The 13561-nt window shown below is 73.9% G+C and carries 12 protein-coding genes; 9 read left to right on the top strand and 3 right to left on the bottom strand.

Translation table 11 applies throughout. The features are described 5' to 3' along the window. Positions 1 to 173: 173 nt before the first annotated feature. Together QC282_RS25020 and QC282_RS25015 are read right to left on the bottom strand one after the other, a co-directional pair. A complete protein-coding gene (locus tag QC282_RS25020; RefSeq protein ID WP_279551810.1) occupies positions 174 to 1394 on the bottom strand; it encodes a cation:proton antiporter in 1221 nt (406 codons plus the stop codon). 4 nt (positions 1395 to 1398) lie between these two features. Next, on the bottom strand, positions 1399 to 1884 hold the full coding sequence (locus QC282_RS25015) for a cation:proton antiporter regulatory subunit (protein ID WP_279551809.1): 486 nt from the start codon (positions 1882 to 1884) through the stop codon (positions 1399 to 1401). A 227-nt stretch (positions 1885 to 2111) separates the two neighbouring features. Here QC282_RS25015 and QC282_RS25010 point away from each other — a divergent pair, with 227 nt between their 5' ends. The 4 genes from QC282_RS25010 (at position 2112) to QC282_RS24995 (ending at position 6190) form a co-directional block, all read left to right on the top strand. Next, positions 2112 to 3062, top strand: coding sequence for a sensor histidine kinase (locus QC282_RS25010; RefSeq protein ID WP_279551840.1), 951 nt, complete (start codon positions 2112 to 2114; stop codon positions 3060 to 3062). Then, positions 3059 to 3712 carry a response regulator transcription factor gene (locus QC282_RS25005; RefSeq protein WP_279551808.1) on the top strand — a complete coding sequence of 218 codons (654 nt, stop codon included), beginning with the start codon at positions 3059 to 3061 and terminating at the stop codon, positions 3710 to 3712. Before QC282_RS25010 ends, QC282_RS25005 begins: the two co-directional genes overlap by 4 nt. 56 nt (positions 3713 to 3768) lie before the next feature. Beyond that, on the top strand, positions 3769 to 5289 hold the full coding sequence (gene miaB / locus QC282_RS25000) for a tRNA (N6-isopentenyl adenosine(37)-C2)-methylthiotransferase MiaB (protein WP_279551807.1): 1521 nt from the start codon (positions 3769 to 3771) through the stop codon (positions 5287 to 5289). Between the two features lie 184 nt (positions 5290 to 5473). Then, a complete protein-coding gene (locus tag QC282_RS24995) occupies positions 5474 to 6190 on the top strand; it encodes a class III extradiol dioxygenase subunit B-like domain-containing protein (RefSeq protein WP_279551806.1) in 717 nt (238 codons plus the stop codon). A 160-nt stretch (positions 6191 to 6350) separates the two neighbouring features. On the opposite strand, the gene QC282_RS24990 is transcribed toward QC282_RS24995, so the two are convergent. Continuing rightward, the gene (locus QC282_RS24990; protein ID WP_279551805.1) at positions 6351 to 6674 is read right to left on the bottom strand and encodes an antitoxin; all 324 of its coding nucleotides are present in this window, start codon (positions 6672 to 6674) and stop codon (positions 6351 to 6353) included. Positions 6675 to 6803: 129 nt separating this feature from the next. Here QC282_RS24990 and miaA point away from each other — a divergent pair, with 129 nt between their 5' ends. The 5 genes from miaA to QC282_RS24965 all read left to right on the top strand — a co-directional run bounded on the left by miaA (position 6804) and on the right by QC282_RS24965 (position 13359). Next, the gene (gene miaA / locus QC282_RS24985) at positions 6804 to 7742 is read left to right on the top strand and encodes a tRNA (adenosine(37)-N6)-dimethylallyltransferase MiaA (RefSeq protein ID WP_279551804.1); all 939 of its coding nucleotides are present in this window, start codon (positions 6804 to 6806) and stop codon (positions 7740 to 7742) included. A 107-nt stretch (positions 7743 to 7849) separates the two neighbouring features. Then, positions 7850 to 8353 carry a hypothetical protein gene (locus tag QC282_RS24980; RefSeq protein WP_279551839.1) on the top strand — a complete coding sequence of 168 codons (504 nt, stop codon included), beginning with the start codon at positions 7850 to 7852 and terminating at the stop codon, positions 8351 to 8353. A 34-nt stretch (positions 8354 to 8387) separates the two neighbouring features. Next, the gene (gene dapF, locus QC282_RS24975) at positions 8388 to 9266 is read left to right on the top strand and encodes a diaminopimelate epimerase (RefSeq protein WP_279551803.1); all 879 of its coding nucleotides are present in this window, start codon (positions 8388 to 8390) and stop codon (positions 9264 to 9266) included. Positions 9267 to 9515: 249 nt separating this feature from the next. Then, entirely contained in the window at positions 9516 to 11720 is a 2205-nt protein-coding gene (locus tag QC282_RS24970) for a bifunctional (p)ppGpp synthetase/guanosine-3',5'-bis(diphosphate) 3'-pyrophosphohydrolase (RefSeq protein WP_279551802.1), read from the top strand. 160 nt (positions 11721 to 11880) lie between these two features. After that, complete coding sequence (locus tag QC282_RS24965; RefSeq protein WP_279551801.1) at positions 11881 to 13359, top strand: M1 family metallopeptidase; 1479 nt, start codon at positions 11881 to 11883, stop codon at positions 13357 to 13359. The last annotated feature ends 202 nt before the right edge of the window (positions 13360 to 13561 follow it).

Genomic DNA, 13561 nt, shown 5'->3' with positions numbered 1-13561 from the left:
CTGGTGGTCGGGAGCCCACTGGACGTGGCGGTCGGGCCCGCGTGGCGTCGCGGGCGGGCCCCTCCCGGCGGCGTTGCGATCCGACCCTCGTGCGCGCGTGCGCGCGTGCGCGCGGTGGCCGGGGCCGTAGGGGCGTTGCGGTCGGAGCCGGTCCGGCCCGGTGGCCCGCTCCCTCAGTCCCGGGCCGACGTGCCCGCCGCCTGGGGTGTGCCGGAGGCGTTCGCGGGGTCGTCGCCGTCGCGCCGGTGGGACCACCACGTCGCCAGGGGTTCCGTGTAGCGGGCCGTGAGCGGGCCCAGTACGACCAGGATCAGGACGTACGCCGTGGCCAGCGGGCCGAGGGACGGCTCGATGCCCGCCGAGACGGCGAGGCCGGCGATCACGATGGAGAACTCGCCGCGCGCCACCAGCGCCCCGCCCGCGCGCCAGCGTCCCTTGACGGAGATCCCGGCGCGCCGCGCGGCCCAGTACCCGGTGGCGATCTTCGTGGCCGCCGTCACCAGCGCCAGCGCGAGCGCGGGCAGCAGCACCGGCGGGATGCTCGCCGGGTCGGTGTGCAGACCGAAGAAGACGAAGAACACCGCGGCGAACAGGTCCCGCAGCGGACTCAGCAGCGTGTGCGCGCCCTCCGCGACCTCCCCGGACAGCGCGATGCCCACCAGGAACGCGCCCACCGCCGCCGACACCTGCAACTGCTGTGCCACACCCGCGACCAGGATCGTCAGGCCCAGCACGACCAGCAGCAGCTTCTCCGGGTCGTCGCTGGAGACGAACCGCGAGATGACCCGCCCGTAGCGCAGCGCCACGAACAGCACGGCGCCCGCCGCTGCCAGCGCGACGGCGAGGGTCACGCTGCCCGCCAGCAGCCCGGCGCCGGCCACGAGCGCGGTGACGATCGGCAGGTACACCGCCATCGCCAGGTCCTCCAGCACCAGCACGCTCAGGATCACCGGCGTCTCCCGGTTGCCGACCCGGCCCAGGTCGCCGAGGACCTTCGCGATGACCCCGGACGACGAGATCCACGTGACGCCCGCAAGCACCACGGCCGCCACCGGGCCCCAGCCCAGCAGCAGGGCCGCCGCCGCGCCCGGCACGGCGTTCAGCGCGCAGTCGACGAGGCCGGACGGATAGTGCGCCTTGAGGTTGGAGACCAGATCGCTCGCCGTGTACTCCAGGCCCAGCATGAGGAGCAGCAGGATGACGCCGATCTCGGCGCCGGTGGCGATGAACTCCTCGCTCGCGCCGAGCGGCAGCAGCCCGCCCTCCCCGAACGCCAGACCGGCGAGCAGGTACAGCGGTATGGGGGACAGCCGGTAGCGGCCGGCGAACCGGCCGAGCAGGCCCAGGCCGAGAATGATGGAACCGAACTCGATCAGCAGAACCGCGGAGTGCACCGGCTCACTCCCGACCGAGGATCGCCGCGGCCGCGTCGACACCCTCGCGCGTGCCGATGACGATGACCGTGTCGCCCCCGGCCAGCCGGAAGTCCGGCGCCGGCGACGGGATCGCCTCGGCCCGGCGCAGCACCGCCACGACGGAGGCGCCGGTCTCCGTCCGCATCCGGGTGTCGCCGAGCACGCGCCCGTTCCAGTGCGAGGTGGCGGCGACCTCGATCCGCTCGGCCACCAGCCCGAGGTCGGTGGTGTAGAGCAGGCTCGGACTGTGGTGGGACGGCATCAGCGCGTCGGTGAGCGAACTCGCCTCGGCGGCCGTCAGGTGCAGCGACTGGGCGCAGGAGTCCGGGTCGTCGGCCCGGTACAGGTTCACCGTGCGGGTGCCGTCGCGGTGCGCCACCACCGACAGATGGCGGCGTTCCCGGGTGACGAGGTCGTACTGGACCCCGATGCCCGGCAGCGGCGTCGTCCTCAGGCGTGGAGCGGACACGTTTCTTCTCCTCGTTCGTCGGCCGTTGTCGGCACTTCCGCCAGGTCGGGGACCCGTCCCGCGGTCCCGCGCGGCCCCGTCATGCTGTCACCCGCCCGTACGGTGGCGACATGGGTGTTGTCACGGATATACGTCACCGGCGGACCGGGGGCAGACTGGAGACGGCGCGGTCGGGCGCGACCGCCGTACCGGACGGGGACGGGACGGGAAGGGGCGGCAGCGGGACCTTGTCGCTGTTCTGGCGGATCTTCTCCCTCAACGCCACCGGTCTGGTCGTCGCCACCGCGCTGCTGCTCGGCCCGGTCACCGTGTCGACGCCCGTCCTGCCGGGCGAGGCACTCGTCGTCCTCGCCGGACTCGCCGTGCTGCTGACCGGCAACGCGGTCGTGCTGCGCGTCGGACTCGCCCCGCTCAAACGCCTGGGCCGGGCCATGGCCACCGCCGACCTGCTGCGGCCGGGCGCGCCCGCGGTCGCCGCGGGACCCGCCGAAACGGCCGAGCTGATCACCACGTACAACACGATGCTCGACCGGCTGCGATCCGAACGCGCCGCGGGTGCCGCACGCGCGCTGCACGCGCAGGAACGCGAACGCCACCGCGTCGCCCGGGAACTCCACGACGAGGTCGGCCAGACCCTCACCGCCGTGCTCCTCCAGCTCAAGCGGGTCGCCGACCTGGTGCCGGGGGAGCTGCGCGAGGAGGTCGGGCAGGCGCAGGAGGCCACCCGCGCTGGCCTGGACGAGGTCCGCCGGATCGCTCGCCGGCTGCGCCCCGGCGTCCTGGAGGAGCTCGGCCTGGTCAGCGCGCTGCGGTCGCTGGCGACGGAGTTCACCGGACCCGGCCTGACCGTGCGCCACGAGGTGACCGCCGGTCTGCCGCCGCTGACCGCGGAGGCCGAACTGGTCGTGTACCGCGTCGCCCAGGAGGCCCTGACGAACACCGCCCGGCACGCCGCCGCCGGCCACGCCGAAGTCCGGCTCCGCCCGGTCCCCGGCGGTGTCGAACTCCTCGTCCGCGACGACGGCTCCGGCCTCGGCGCGGCACCCGAGGGGGCCGGGATCCGCGGCATGCGCGAACGGGCCCTCCTGACCGGTGCCACCCTCACCCTTCAACCGGCCCCCGAGCGGGGCACCGACGTACGCCTGCGCGTACCGGCACCGTCCGGAGGCCCTCGATGACGGCACCGATCCGCGTCCTGCTCGCCGACGACCACACCCTCGTACGCCGCGGAGTGCGCCTCATCCTGGACGGCGAGCCGGACCTGACGGTCGTCGCCGAGGCCGGGGACGGCGCCGACGCGGTCGCCCGCGCCCGGGAGACGGAGGTGGACCTGGCCGTCCTGGACATCGCCATGCCTCGCATGACCGGCCTCCAGGCCGCCCGCGAACTGTCCCGCCGGCAGCCGGACCTGCGCATCCTCGTCCTCACGATGTACGACAACGAGCAGTACTTCTTCGAGGCGCTGCGCGCCGGCGCCTCGGGCTACGTCCTGAAGTCCGTCGCCGACCGTGACCTGGTGGAGGCCTGCCGGGCCGCCGTGCGCGACGAACCGTTCATCTACCCGGGCGCCGAGCGGGCCCTCGTCCGCTCCTACCTGGACCGGCTGCACCGGGGCGACGGAGTGCCCGAGCGGGCGGTCACCGAGCGCGAGGAGGAGATCCTCAAGCTCGTCGCCGAGGGCCACACCTCGAAGGAGATCGGCGAACTGCTGTTCATCAGCGCGAAGACGGTCGAGCGCCACCGCGCCAACCTCCTGCGCAAACTCGGCATGCGCGACCGCCTGGAACTCACCCGCTACGCGATACGCGCGGGCCTCATCGAGCCCTGAGCGAGGTTGTCCACAGGCGGCCGGACCACTGACGGGGACCGCCTACTCTTGTCTCCATGAGCAGCATCGACCGGAGCCAGTCAGTGGGCGGCACACGCACATACGAGGTACGCACCTACGGGTGCCAGATGAACGTCCACGACTCAGAGCGATTGGCCGGTCTGCTGGAGGACGCGGGTTACGTCCGTGCCCCCGAGGGCGCCGACGGCGAGGCCGACGTCGTCGTCTTCAACACGTGCGCCGTCCGGGAGAACGCCGACAACAAGCTGTACGGCAACCTCGGCCACCTCGCCCCGAAGAAGGCGAAGCGCCCCGGCATGCAGATCGCGGTCGGCGGCTGCCTGGCACAGAAGGACCGCGACACCATCGTCAAGCGCGCCCCCTGGGTGGACGTCGTCTTCGGCACGCACAACATCGGCAGGCTGCCGGTCCTGCTGGAGCGCGCCCGCGTCCAGGAGGAGGCGCAGGTCGAGATCGCCGAGTCCCTGGAGGCGTTCCCGTCGACGCTGCCGACCCGGCGCGAGAGCGCCTACGCGGCCTGGGTCTCCATCTCCGTCGGCTGCAACAACACGTGCACGTTCTGCATCGTCCCGGCGCTGCGCGGCAAGGAGAAGGACCGCCGGCCCGGCGACATCCTCGCCGAGGTCGAGGCCCTGGTCGCCGAGGGCGTCAGCGAGATCACCCTCCTCGGCCAGAACGTGAACGCGTACGGGTCGGACATCGGCGACCGCGAGGCCTTCAGCAAGCTGCTGCGCGCCTGCGGGAGGATCGACGGCCTGGAGCGCGTCCGCTTCACCTCCCCGCACCCGCGCGACTTCACGGACGACGTCATCGCCGCCATGGCCGAGACGCCGAACGTGATGCCGCAGCTGCACATGCCGCTCCAGTCCGGCTCGGACACGGTCCTGAAGGCGATGCGCCGCTCGTACCGCCAGGAGCGCTACCTCGGGATCATCGAGAAGGTGCGGGCCGCCATCCCGCACGCGGCGATCACCACGGACATCATCGTGGGCTTCCCCGGCGAGACCGAGGAGGACTTCGAGCAGACCCTGCACGTCGTGCGGGAGGCCCGCTTCGCGCAGGCGTTCACCTTCCAGTACTCCAAGCGGCCCGGCACGCCCGCCGCCGAAATGGACGGCCAGATCCCCAAGAAGGTCGTCCAGGAGCGGTACGAGCGGCTGGTCGCCCTCCAGGAGGAGATCTCCTGGGAGGAGAACAAGAAGCAGGTCGGCCGCACCCTTGAGCTGATGGTCGCCGAGGGCGAGGGCCGCAAGGACGACACCACCCACCGCCTGTCCGGCCGCGCCCCCGACAACCGCCTGGTGCACTTCACCAAGCCCGGCCAGGACGTCCGCCCCGGCGACGTGGTCACCGTCGAGATCACCTACGCCGCCCCGCACCACCTGCTCGCCGAGGGCGCCGTCCTCGACGTGCGCCGCACGCGCGCGGGCGACGCCTGGGAGAAGCGGAACGCCGCGCAGGCGGCCAAGCCGCAGGGCGTGCTGCTGGGCCTGCCGAAGGTGGGCGCTCCGGCCCCGCTGCCGGTCGCCACGGGCAGCGGCTGCGGCTGCGACTGACCGGAGACGCGAGGCCCGAGCGCGCCGACGCCGTGCCGAGCGGCGGGTGACGCCGTCGTGGGAGCGGCCCGGCATCGGGGCTGTGGGCGGTGCCCGGTGCCGGCGCGGCATCGGGGCCGGCCCCGCGTCCGTGAGCGGTGCCCGCGCCGCGCACGCCGGCGGCGCCGGCGTTACGCTGCCGATCATGCTTGTCGCCGCCGCAGTCTGTCCCTGCCCGCCGCTGCTCGTGCCCGAGATCGCCGCGGGCGCCGCTTTCGAGCTGGACGCCGCGCGTGCCGCGTGCTCGGACGCGCTCGGCGTGCTCGCCGCCGCCCGGCCCGACCGGCTCGTGGTCGTCGCTCCCGCCCCGGGCGACGGGACCGAGCACCACCCGGAGGGCACGCCCGGCTCGTTCCGGGGCTTCGGCGTGGACCTCGGTGTACGGCTGGGGCAGGGCGGCGGGCCGGACGACGAGCGCGAGTTGCCGGTGTCGCTCGCCGTGGCGGCGTGGCTGCTGGAGCGGTCGTCGGGGTGGCCGGACGTACCCGTAGAGGGCATCGGCGTGGGCGACACGCTCGCGGCCGGGCGGTGCCTGGACCTGGGACGGGAGGTCGCCGCCGGCGCCGGGCGGGTCGCACTGCTCGTCATGGGCGACGGCAGCGCCTGCCGCACGCTGAAGGCCCCCGGGTACCTCGACGAGCGGGCGGCGCCCTACGACGCGGGGATCGCGCGTGCGCTCGGTGCCGCCGACACCGGCGCCCTCGCCGCGCTGGACCCCGCCCTCGCCCGCGAGCTGCGGGTCGCGGGCCGGGCGCCCTGGCAGGTCCTGGCCGGCGCGGCCGAGGGCGCGCGACTCGGCGGGGCGCTGCTGTACGAGGACGCGCCGTACGGGGTGGGGTACTTCGTGGCGGCCTGGTCGTAGGTCCGCCCCCGGCCCGGCCCCAGCCGTGACGGGTCGCCGGCACCAGTCGTGCACAACGGCGGACGGCCGGAGCGTCCGCGCCCCGGCCGTCCGCCGTTGTGCCAGTCGTTTCAGCCGTCTCGGACGTTCTGTCGGCCGGTCGTCCCAGAAGAGAGACAGGTCAGGAAGTGGGCGGGGGCCCGGCCGGCGGCGTCGTGCCGCCCGTGCCGCCTGTCCCGCTCGTGCCGCCCGTCCCGCCCGGCTCGCCGGGTCCGCCCGTGCCGCCCTGGGGGCCGTCCTTGTGGGCGAGGCGGTCCATGGCCTCCTTGGCCTTGCCGGAACCCGACTGGATGCCCTTGCTGTACTTGCCCTTGGTCCGCTCGTCCACGGCCTTCGCGGCCTTGTCGATGCCGTGCTGGATCTTGCCGCCGTGCTGCTGCGCCAGCCCGGAGACCTTGCCCTTGGCCGGGCCCAGCTTGCCCTTCAGATTGTCCAGGAGACCCATCGTTCACCTTTCACCGGGGGCAGTCGTGAGCGAAAAGCCCACTTCTCTCGCAACGCTACCTCCGTCCGGAAAGTGCCGCGTCTCCCAACTCGTTCGAGCGTGGGTGCCCGGGTTTGCGAGACTGGGGCCGTGAGCAGCGCAGCCCCCGCCCCCCGAGTCATCGCCGTCGTCGGACCCACCGCGGCCGGAAAGTCCGATCTGGCCGTTTTCCTGGCCCAACGGCTCGGCGGCGAGGTCATCAACGCCGACTCCATGCAGCTCTACCGGGGCATGGACATCGGCACCGCCAAGCTGACACCGGAGGAGCGCGGCGGCGTACCGCACCACCTGCTGGACATCTGGGACGTGACGGTGACGGCGTCCGTCGCCGAGTACCAGCGGCTCGCGCGGGAGCGGATCGACGCGCTGCTCGCCGAGGGCCGCTGGCCCGTCCTGGTCGGCGGCTCCGGACTGTACGTGCGCGGCGCCGTCGACAACCTGGAGTTCCCCGGCACCGACCCCGAGGTCCGGGCCCGGCTGGAGGCGGAGCTCGTGCTGCGCGGCTCCGGGGCGCTGCACGCCCGCCTGGCCGCCGCCGACCCCGAGGCGGCGCGCGCGATCCTGCCCAGCAACGGCCGCCGCGTCGTCCGCGCCCTCGAAGTGATCGAGATCACCGGCCGCCCCTTCACCGCCAACCTCCCCGGCCACGACGCCGTGTACGACACCCTCCAGATCGGCGTCGACGTGGCCCGCCCCGAGCTCGACGAGCGCATCGCCCGCCGGGTCGACCGGATGTGGGACGCGGGCCTCGTGGACGAGGTGCGCGCACTGGAGGCGCGGGGGCTGCGCGAGGGGCGTACGGCGTCCCGCGCCCTCGGCTACCAGCAGGTCCTCGCGGCGTTCGCCGGGGAGTGCACGATGGACGAGGCGCGGGCCGAGACCGTCCGTGCCACCAAGCGCTTCGCGCGCCGGCAGGATTCCTGGTTCAGGCGCGATCCGCGGGTGCACTGGCTGAGCGGGGCGGCGTCGGACGGCACGGAGCTTCCGCGGCTCGCGCTGTCCTTGGTCGAACGACCGGTTACAGCCTGATCACGTGATGGCATCGGGACGCCCCGGCCGTCATCCCGGCCTCCGGGGCCGTGCCATCATCGAGCTTCGATCGACCAGGTGGAGCCAAGTTGGGAGGGCGCGTGGCGATGGAGGCCGGCCCTCGCGACACCGCACAGGAAACCGAGCACCTCACCGCTGACCAGGGTGAACCGGAACCGGACGGGGCACGTCTGAGCCCCGACGGACCCGACGACGCCCCCGGCGGTGTGACCGACGACGGCCCCGCCGCCGACGAGATGTACGCGGGCGGCGACGAGGTCGAGGTCGAGCTGCGCCCGCAGCGCCGGCTGCGGATCTGGCAGCTCGCGCCCATCGTGGGCCTGGCCGCCGTCGGCTCGCTGATGTTCGCCTTCCCGCTGGCCTTCGACTTCGGCGACAGCGGCGCCGTGATCGCCATGCTGGGCCTGCTGATCTGCTCCTGCGCGGCCGGCTGGGGCATGACGGCCGCCCGCCGCGTCGGCCACACCTGGCCCGGCCTGCCGCAGCGCGGCTCGGGGCGCCGTCCGGACTGGCGGATCGTCCTCACGTACGCGGTGGTCGTCGCCGCGGTGGTCGTCCTCGCCGTGTGGCGCGTGGCCCGGCTGCGCTGAACGCCGCGCCCCCGCCACCCCGTACGATCGAGGAATGAGCACGCGGATCGCCTTCCTCAAGGGGCACGGCACCGAGAACGACTTCGTGATCGTCCCGGACCCCGAGAACGCCGTCGACCTGTCGCCCGCCGCCGTCGCCGCCCTGTGCGACCGTCGCGCGGGCATCGGCGGTGACGGCCTGCTGCACGTGGTGCGGTCCGCCGCGCACCCGGAGGCCGCGGAGATGGCCGGCGAGGCCGAGTGGTTCATGGACTACCGCAACGGCGACGGCTCGGTCGCCGAGATGTGCGGCAACGGCGTGCGCGTGTTCGCCCGTTACCTCCAGCGCGCCGGTCACGTGGCCGAGGGCGACCTCGCGGTCGCCACGCGCGGCGGCGTGAAGAAGGTGCACATCGCCAAGGAGGGCGACATCACCGTCGGCATGGGGCGCGCGCTCCTGCCGGAGGGCGACGTCACGGTGAGTGTCGGCGAGCGCAGCTGGCCCGCCCGGAACGTGAACATGGGCAACCCGCACGCGGTCGCCTTCGTGGCCGACCTCGCCGACGCCGGGGACCTGTACGCGCCGCCCCCGTTCAGCCCGGCCTCCGCCTACCCGGACGGCGTCAACGTGGAGTTCGTCGTCGACCGCGGCCCGAAGCACGTCGCGCTGCGGGTGCACGAGCGGGGCTCGGGCGAGACCCGGTCGTGCGGCACGGGCGCGTGCGCGGCCGCCGTGGCAACCGCCCGCCGGGACGGCGCCGACCCGGCCCTGACGGGGACGCCGGTCACGTACACCGTCGACGTCCCCGGCGGCACCCTGGTGATCACCGAACACCCCGACGGCGAGATCGAGATGACCGGCCCGGCGGTGATCGTCGCCGAGGGCGGGATCGACGCCGAGTGGCTGGCGCGGGCCACCGGGAGCGAGACCTGACCGGGACCGGCCGGTCCGGCGGCGCCGACGCGGGCCCCCTCGGCATTCCCGGCACGCCGGACCAAACCGTGTCCCCGGGGGCCTTCGCTCGAATGGGTGATCCGTTTCACGCTCGACGAGAGGCGGTCAGTCGCACGTGGTGGGCTCGATAGCATCAAGCACCGGCCCGGACGGGGGACCGACGCCGCCCCCTGAGCCGTGTCCGCCCTGGGGCACCCCGTCCGCCGGTCCACGCAGCCGGAGGTGCCCATGAACGCGGAGGCCGCGAATCCCGCGAGCCCAGGCCCGGTGACGCCGACCGCCGTCGGCGCCGTCACACCCACGGCGCCGCGCAGAAAGGCCCGCCCCCGGATCGACCTGCGCCGCCTCGGCCGGGCCGCGCTGCTCGGCTCCGCCACCCGCGACCGGCTGCCCGACGCCATCAGCCACGTCGTCGAGGCGCACCGCGCCCACCATCCCGACGCCGACCTCGAACCCCTGCGCCGCGCCTACGTGCTGGCCGAGTCCTCGCACCGCGGGCAGATGCGCAAGAGCGGCGAGCCGTACATCACGCACCCCCTCGCGGTCACCCTCATCCTCGCCGAACTCGGCGCCGAGACCACGACGTTGACCGCGTCCCTGCTCCACGACACCGTCGAGGACACGGACGTAACGCTGGATCAGGTCGGGGAGGAGTTCGGCGAGGAGGTCCGCTATCTCGTCGACGGCGTCACCAAGCTGGAGAAGGTGGACTACGGCGCCGCCGCCGAGCCCGAGACGTTCCGCAAGATGCTCGTCGCCACTGGCAACGACGTCCGCGTGATGTCGATCAAACTCGCCGACCGGCTGCACAACATGCGCACCCTCGGCGTGATGCGCCCCGAGAAACAGGCCCGCATCGCCAAGGTCACCCGTGACGTCCTCATCCCGCTCGCCGAACGGCTCGGCGTGCAGGCCCTCAAGACCGAACTGGAAGACCTGGTCTTCGCGATCCTGCACCCCGAGGACTACCGCCGCACACGGGAGTTGATCGTCGGCAACGCCTCCCGCACCGACGACCCCCTCGCCGAGGCCGCCGACGAGGTGCGCGGTGTGCTGCGCGAGGCCGACATCGCCGCCGAAGTCCTCATCAGGCCCCGGCACTTCGTGTCCGTGCACCGCGTCGCCCGCAAACGCGGCCGGCTGCGCGGCACGGACTTCGGGCGGCTGCTGGTGCTGGTGAACGAGGACGCCGACTGCTACGGCGTGCTCGGTGAGCTGCACACCTGTCTGACGCCCGTCGTCTCGGAGTTCAAGGACTTCATCGCCGTACCGAAGTTCAACCTGTACCAGTCGCTGCACACCGCGATCGCCCTCCCCCGTTCTCGAACGGACTCGAACGGGGGGACCGCCACGGACGGACAGGTCGTCGAGGTCCTCATCCGCACCCACCAGATGCACAGGGTCGCCGAGGCCGGCGTCGTGGCCCTCGGCAACCCCTACGCCCCGCCGCCGTCGGAGGAGCAGGACGACGGCGAGCGCGCCGACCCCACCCGGCCCGGCTGGCTCTCCCGCCTCCTCGACTGGCAGCGGGGCGCGACCGACCCCGACACCTTCTGGTCGACCCTGCGCGAGGACCTCGCCCAGGACCGCGAGATCACCGTCTTCCGCCCCGACGGCGGCACGCTCGGCCTGCCCGAGGGCGCGACCTGCGTGGACGCGGCCTACGCGCAGTACGGCGAGGACGCGCACGCGTGCATCGGCGCCCGGGTCAACGGCCGTCTGGCGACCCTGAGCACGGTGCTGACCGACGGGGACACCGTGCAGCTCCTCATGGGGCAGGACCCGGCGTCCGAGCCCTCCCGGGAGTGGCTGGAGCACGCCCACACGCCCGCCGCGCGGATCGCCATCCAGCGCTGGCTCGCGGCCCACCCGACGGCCGGAGACGGCGAGGCCGAACCCGAGCGGGCGCCCGGCGCCCACCGGCCCGCGTCCGACGGACCCGCCGCCCGGCCGGTCCCCGAGGGTCCCGCCGCCCGACCAGCGGCCAGCGCGGTCGTGGACCGGCCCGGCGCGACCGTCCGGCTCGCCGGATGCTGTACGCCCGTACCGCCCGACGAGGTCACCGGCTTCGCCGTCCGCGGCGGAGCGGTCACCGTGCACCGCGTCGAGTGCGCCGCCGTGGCCCGTATGACGGCCGCGGGGCGCGCGGAGGTCGGCGTGCGCTGGGGCGACACCGCGGACTGCCGGGTCACGCTGGTCGCCGAATCGTTCGTCCGGCCCCATCTGCTCGCCGACCTCACCGAGGCCATGGCCGTCGAGGGCGCCGAGATCGTCTCCGCGACCGTCGAACCGCCGAGCCAGCAGCGGGTGCGCCACACCTACACCGTGCAGCTCCCGGACGCGGCGCAGTTGCCCACCCTGATGCGCGCCATGCGCAACGTCCCCGGGGTCTACGACGTGACCCGGGCCCAGCCGCAGACGACGGGGAGCTGAGCCGGACCCGGGCGCGCACGGGCGTGAGCCGGCCCGCGTTCGGCCCCGGCGGACGCGAGCGGGGCCGGTGCGGCCCGGCCGGCGCCCCCGGGCTACCCGTTCGAGTGGGGTGGTCGCGCGCCGCCGACGCCACGCGCGCGTGCGCTGATAGCGGTGGGGCATGCTGCTCACCCCCCGCCACCAGGCTCCGCGCTCCCGCCGCCGGCGGACGTCCGCGGCGCTGCTCGCCTCCGCCGTCGCCGTCTGCCTCGTCGCCGCGAGCGCCCCCGCCGAACCGCTGGGCGTCGGCGACCGCCTCTTCCCGCACCTGGGCAACCCGGGCTACGACGTGGCGTCGTACGACCTGGCCCTGACGTACTCCGGCGCCAACGACAAGCCGCTGAAGGCCGTCACCACCATCGACGCCTGGACGACGACCGCGCTGAACCGCGTGAACCTCGACTTCGCGCACAGTGAGGTGGAGTCCGTCGAGGTCGACGGCGAGCCCGCCACGTTCGCCACCGCCGGCGAGGACCTCGTCGTCACGCCGCACGACCCGCTGCCGCAGGGCAGCTGGACGCGGATCACCGTGCGGCACACCAGCGACCCCGTCTACGGCTCGGGGCGCGAGGGCGGCTGGCTGCGCACCAAGGACGGCCTGGCCATGGCCAACCAGGCCGACGTCGCCCACCTGGTCTTCCCGTGCAACGACCACCCCTCCGACAAGGCGATGTTCACCTTCCGGATCACCGCGCCCGACGGCTACACGGCCGTCGCCAACGGCCTGCCGGCCGGCGCGGACCGCTCGCGCGGGTCGACCACGTGGACCTACCGCACCCGGCACCCCATGGCCACCGAGCTCGCGCAGGTCTCCATCGGCCGCTCCACGGTGCTGCACCGCACCGGCCCGCACGGGCTGCCCCTCCGGGACGTCGTGCCCACGAAGCACCGCGAGGCGCTGGAGCCGTGGCTGGAGAAGACCCCGGACCAGATCTCCTGGATGGAGAGCAAGGTCGGGCGCTACCCCTTCGAGACGTACGGCCTGCTCATGGCGGACGTCTCCACCGGCTTCGAGCTCGAGACACAGACCCTGTCCCTGTTCGAGCGCGAGCTGTTCACCCAGCCCGCCTACCCCAAGTGGTACGTCGAGTCGATCATGGTGCACGAGCTGGCCCACCAGTGGTTCGGCAACAGCGTCAGCCCGCGCAGATGGTCCGACCTGTGGCTCAACGAGGGCCACGCCACCTGGTACGAGGCGCTGTACGCGCAGGAGAAGGCGGACCGGCCCGTCGCCGAGCGGATGAAGGCCGCCTACGGCGCATCCGACCGCTGGCGCGCCGCCGGAGGCCCGCCCGCCGCGCCCAAGGCGCCCGACCCCGGCCGGAAGACCAGCATCTTCCGCCCGAACGTCTACGACGGCGCCGCGCTCGTGCTGTACGCGCTGCGCCAGGAGATCGGCCGCCCCGCCTTCGAACGCCTGGAGCGGGTCTGGGTCACCGCGCACAAGGACGGCACCGCGAGCACCGCCGACTTCGTCCGGCTGGCCTCGGACATCGCCGGACGCGACCTGCACGGCTTCTTCCAGGGCTGGCTGTACGGCGAGAAGACCCCGCCCATGCCCGGCCACCCCGACTGGAAGAGCGCCGCGCCCACCCGGTGACGGCACGGCGTCGCACCGCCTGACGACAGCACCGGCGGAGAGCCGGTCACCGGGCGCGACGCGGCGCGCAGACCGGGAAACGCCCGGCGGATAACACGGTGACGAGACGGGCCGTTCCGTGCGACCATCGTCAGGTCGCGGCGCGGCCCGGACCGCGCCTCACGGGTCGCGGGAATCTCCCCGGGTACTCGTGCGTTGTGAC

Origin of the sequence: Streptomyces sp. DH24, assembly GCF_029813775.1 — a bacterium.
GTDB lineage: Bacteria > Actinomycetota > Actinomycetes > Streptomycetales > Streptomycetaceae > Streptomyces.
Note: the sequence above shows the minus strand (reverse complement) of the source record. Positions and strands in the feature narration are given on the sequence as shown.

Coding starts and splice junctions, on each gene's coding strand:
- QC282_RS24965 (WP_279551801.1), top strand. CDS start 11,881: ATGCTGCTCACCCCCCGCCACCAGGCTCCGCGCTCCCGCCGCCGGCGG.
- QC282_RS24980 (WP_279551839.1), top strand. CDS start 7,850: ATGGAGGCCGGCCCTCGCGACACCGCACAGGAAACCGAGCACCTCACC.
- QC282_RS24970 (WP_279551802.1), top strand. CDS start 9,516: ATGAACGCGGAGGCCGCGAATCCCGCGAGCCCAGGCCCGGTGACGCCG.
- dapF (WP_279551803.1), top strand. CDS start 8,388: ATGAGCACGCGGATCGCCTTCCTCAAGGGGCACGGCACCGAGAACGAC.
- QC282_RS24990 (WP_279551805.1), bottom strand. CDS start 6,674: ATGGGTCTCCTGGACAATCTGAAGGGCAAGCTGGGCCCGGCCAAGGGC.
- miaB (WP_279551807.1), top strand. CDS start 3,769: ATGAGCAGCATCGACCGGAGCCAGTCAGTGGGCGGCACACGCACATAC.
- QC282_RS24995 (WP_279551806.1), top strand. CDS start 5,474: ATGCTTGTCGCCGCCGCAGTCTGTCCCTGCCCGCCGCTGCTCGTGCCC.
- QC282_RS25005 (WP_279551808.1), top strand. CDS start 3,059: ATGACGGCACCGATCCGCGTCCTGCTCGCCGACGACCACACCCTCGTA.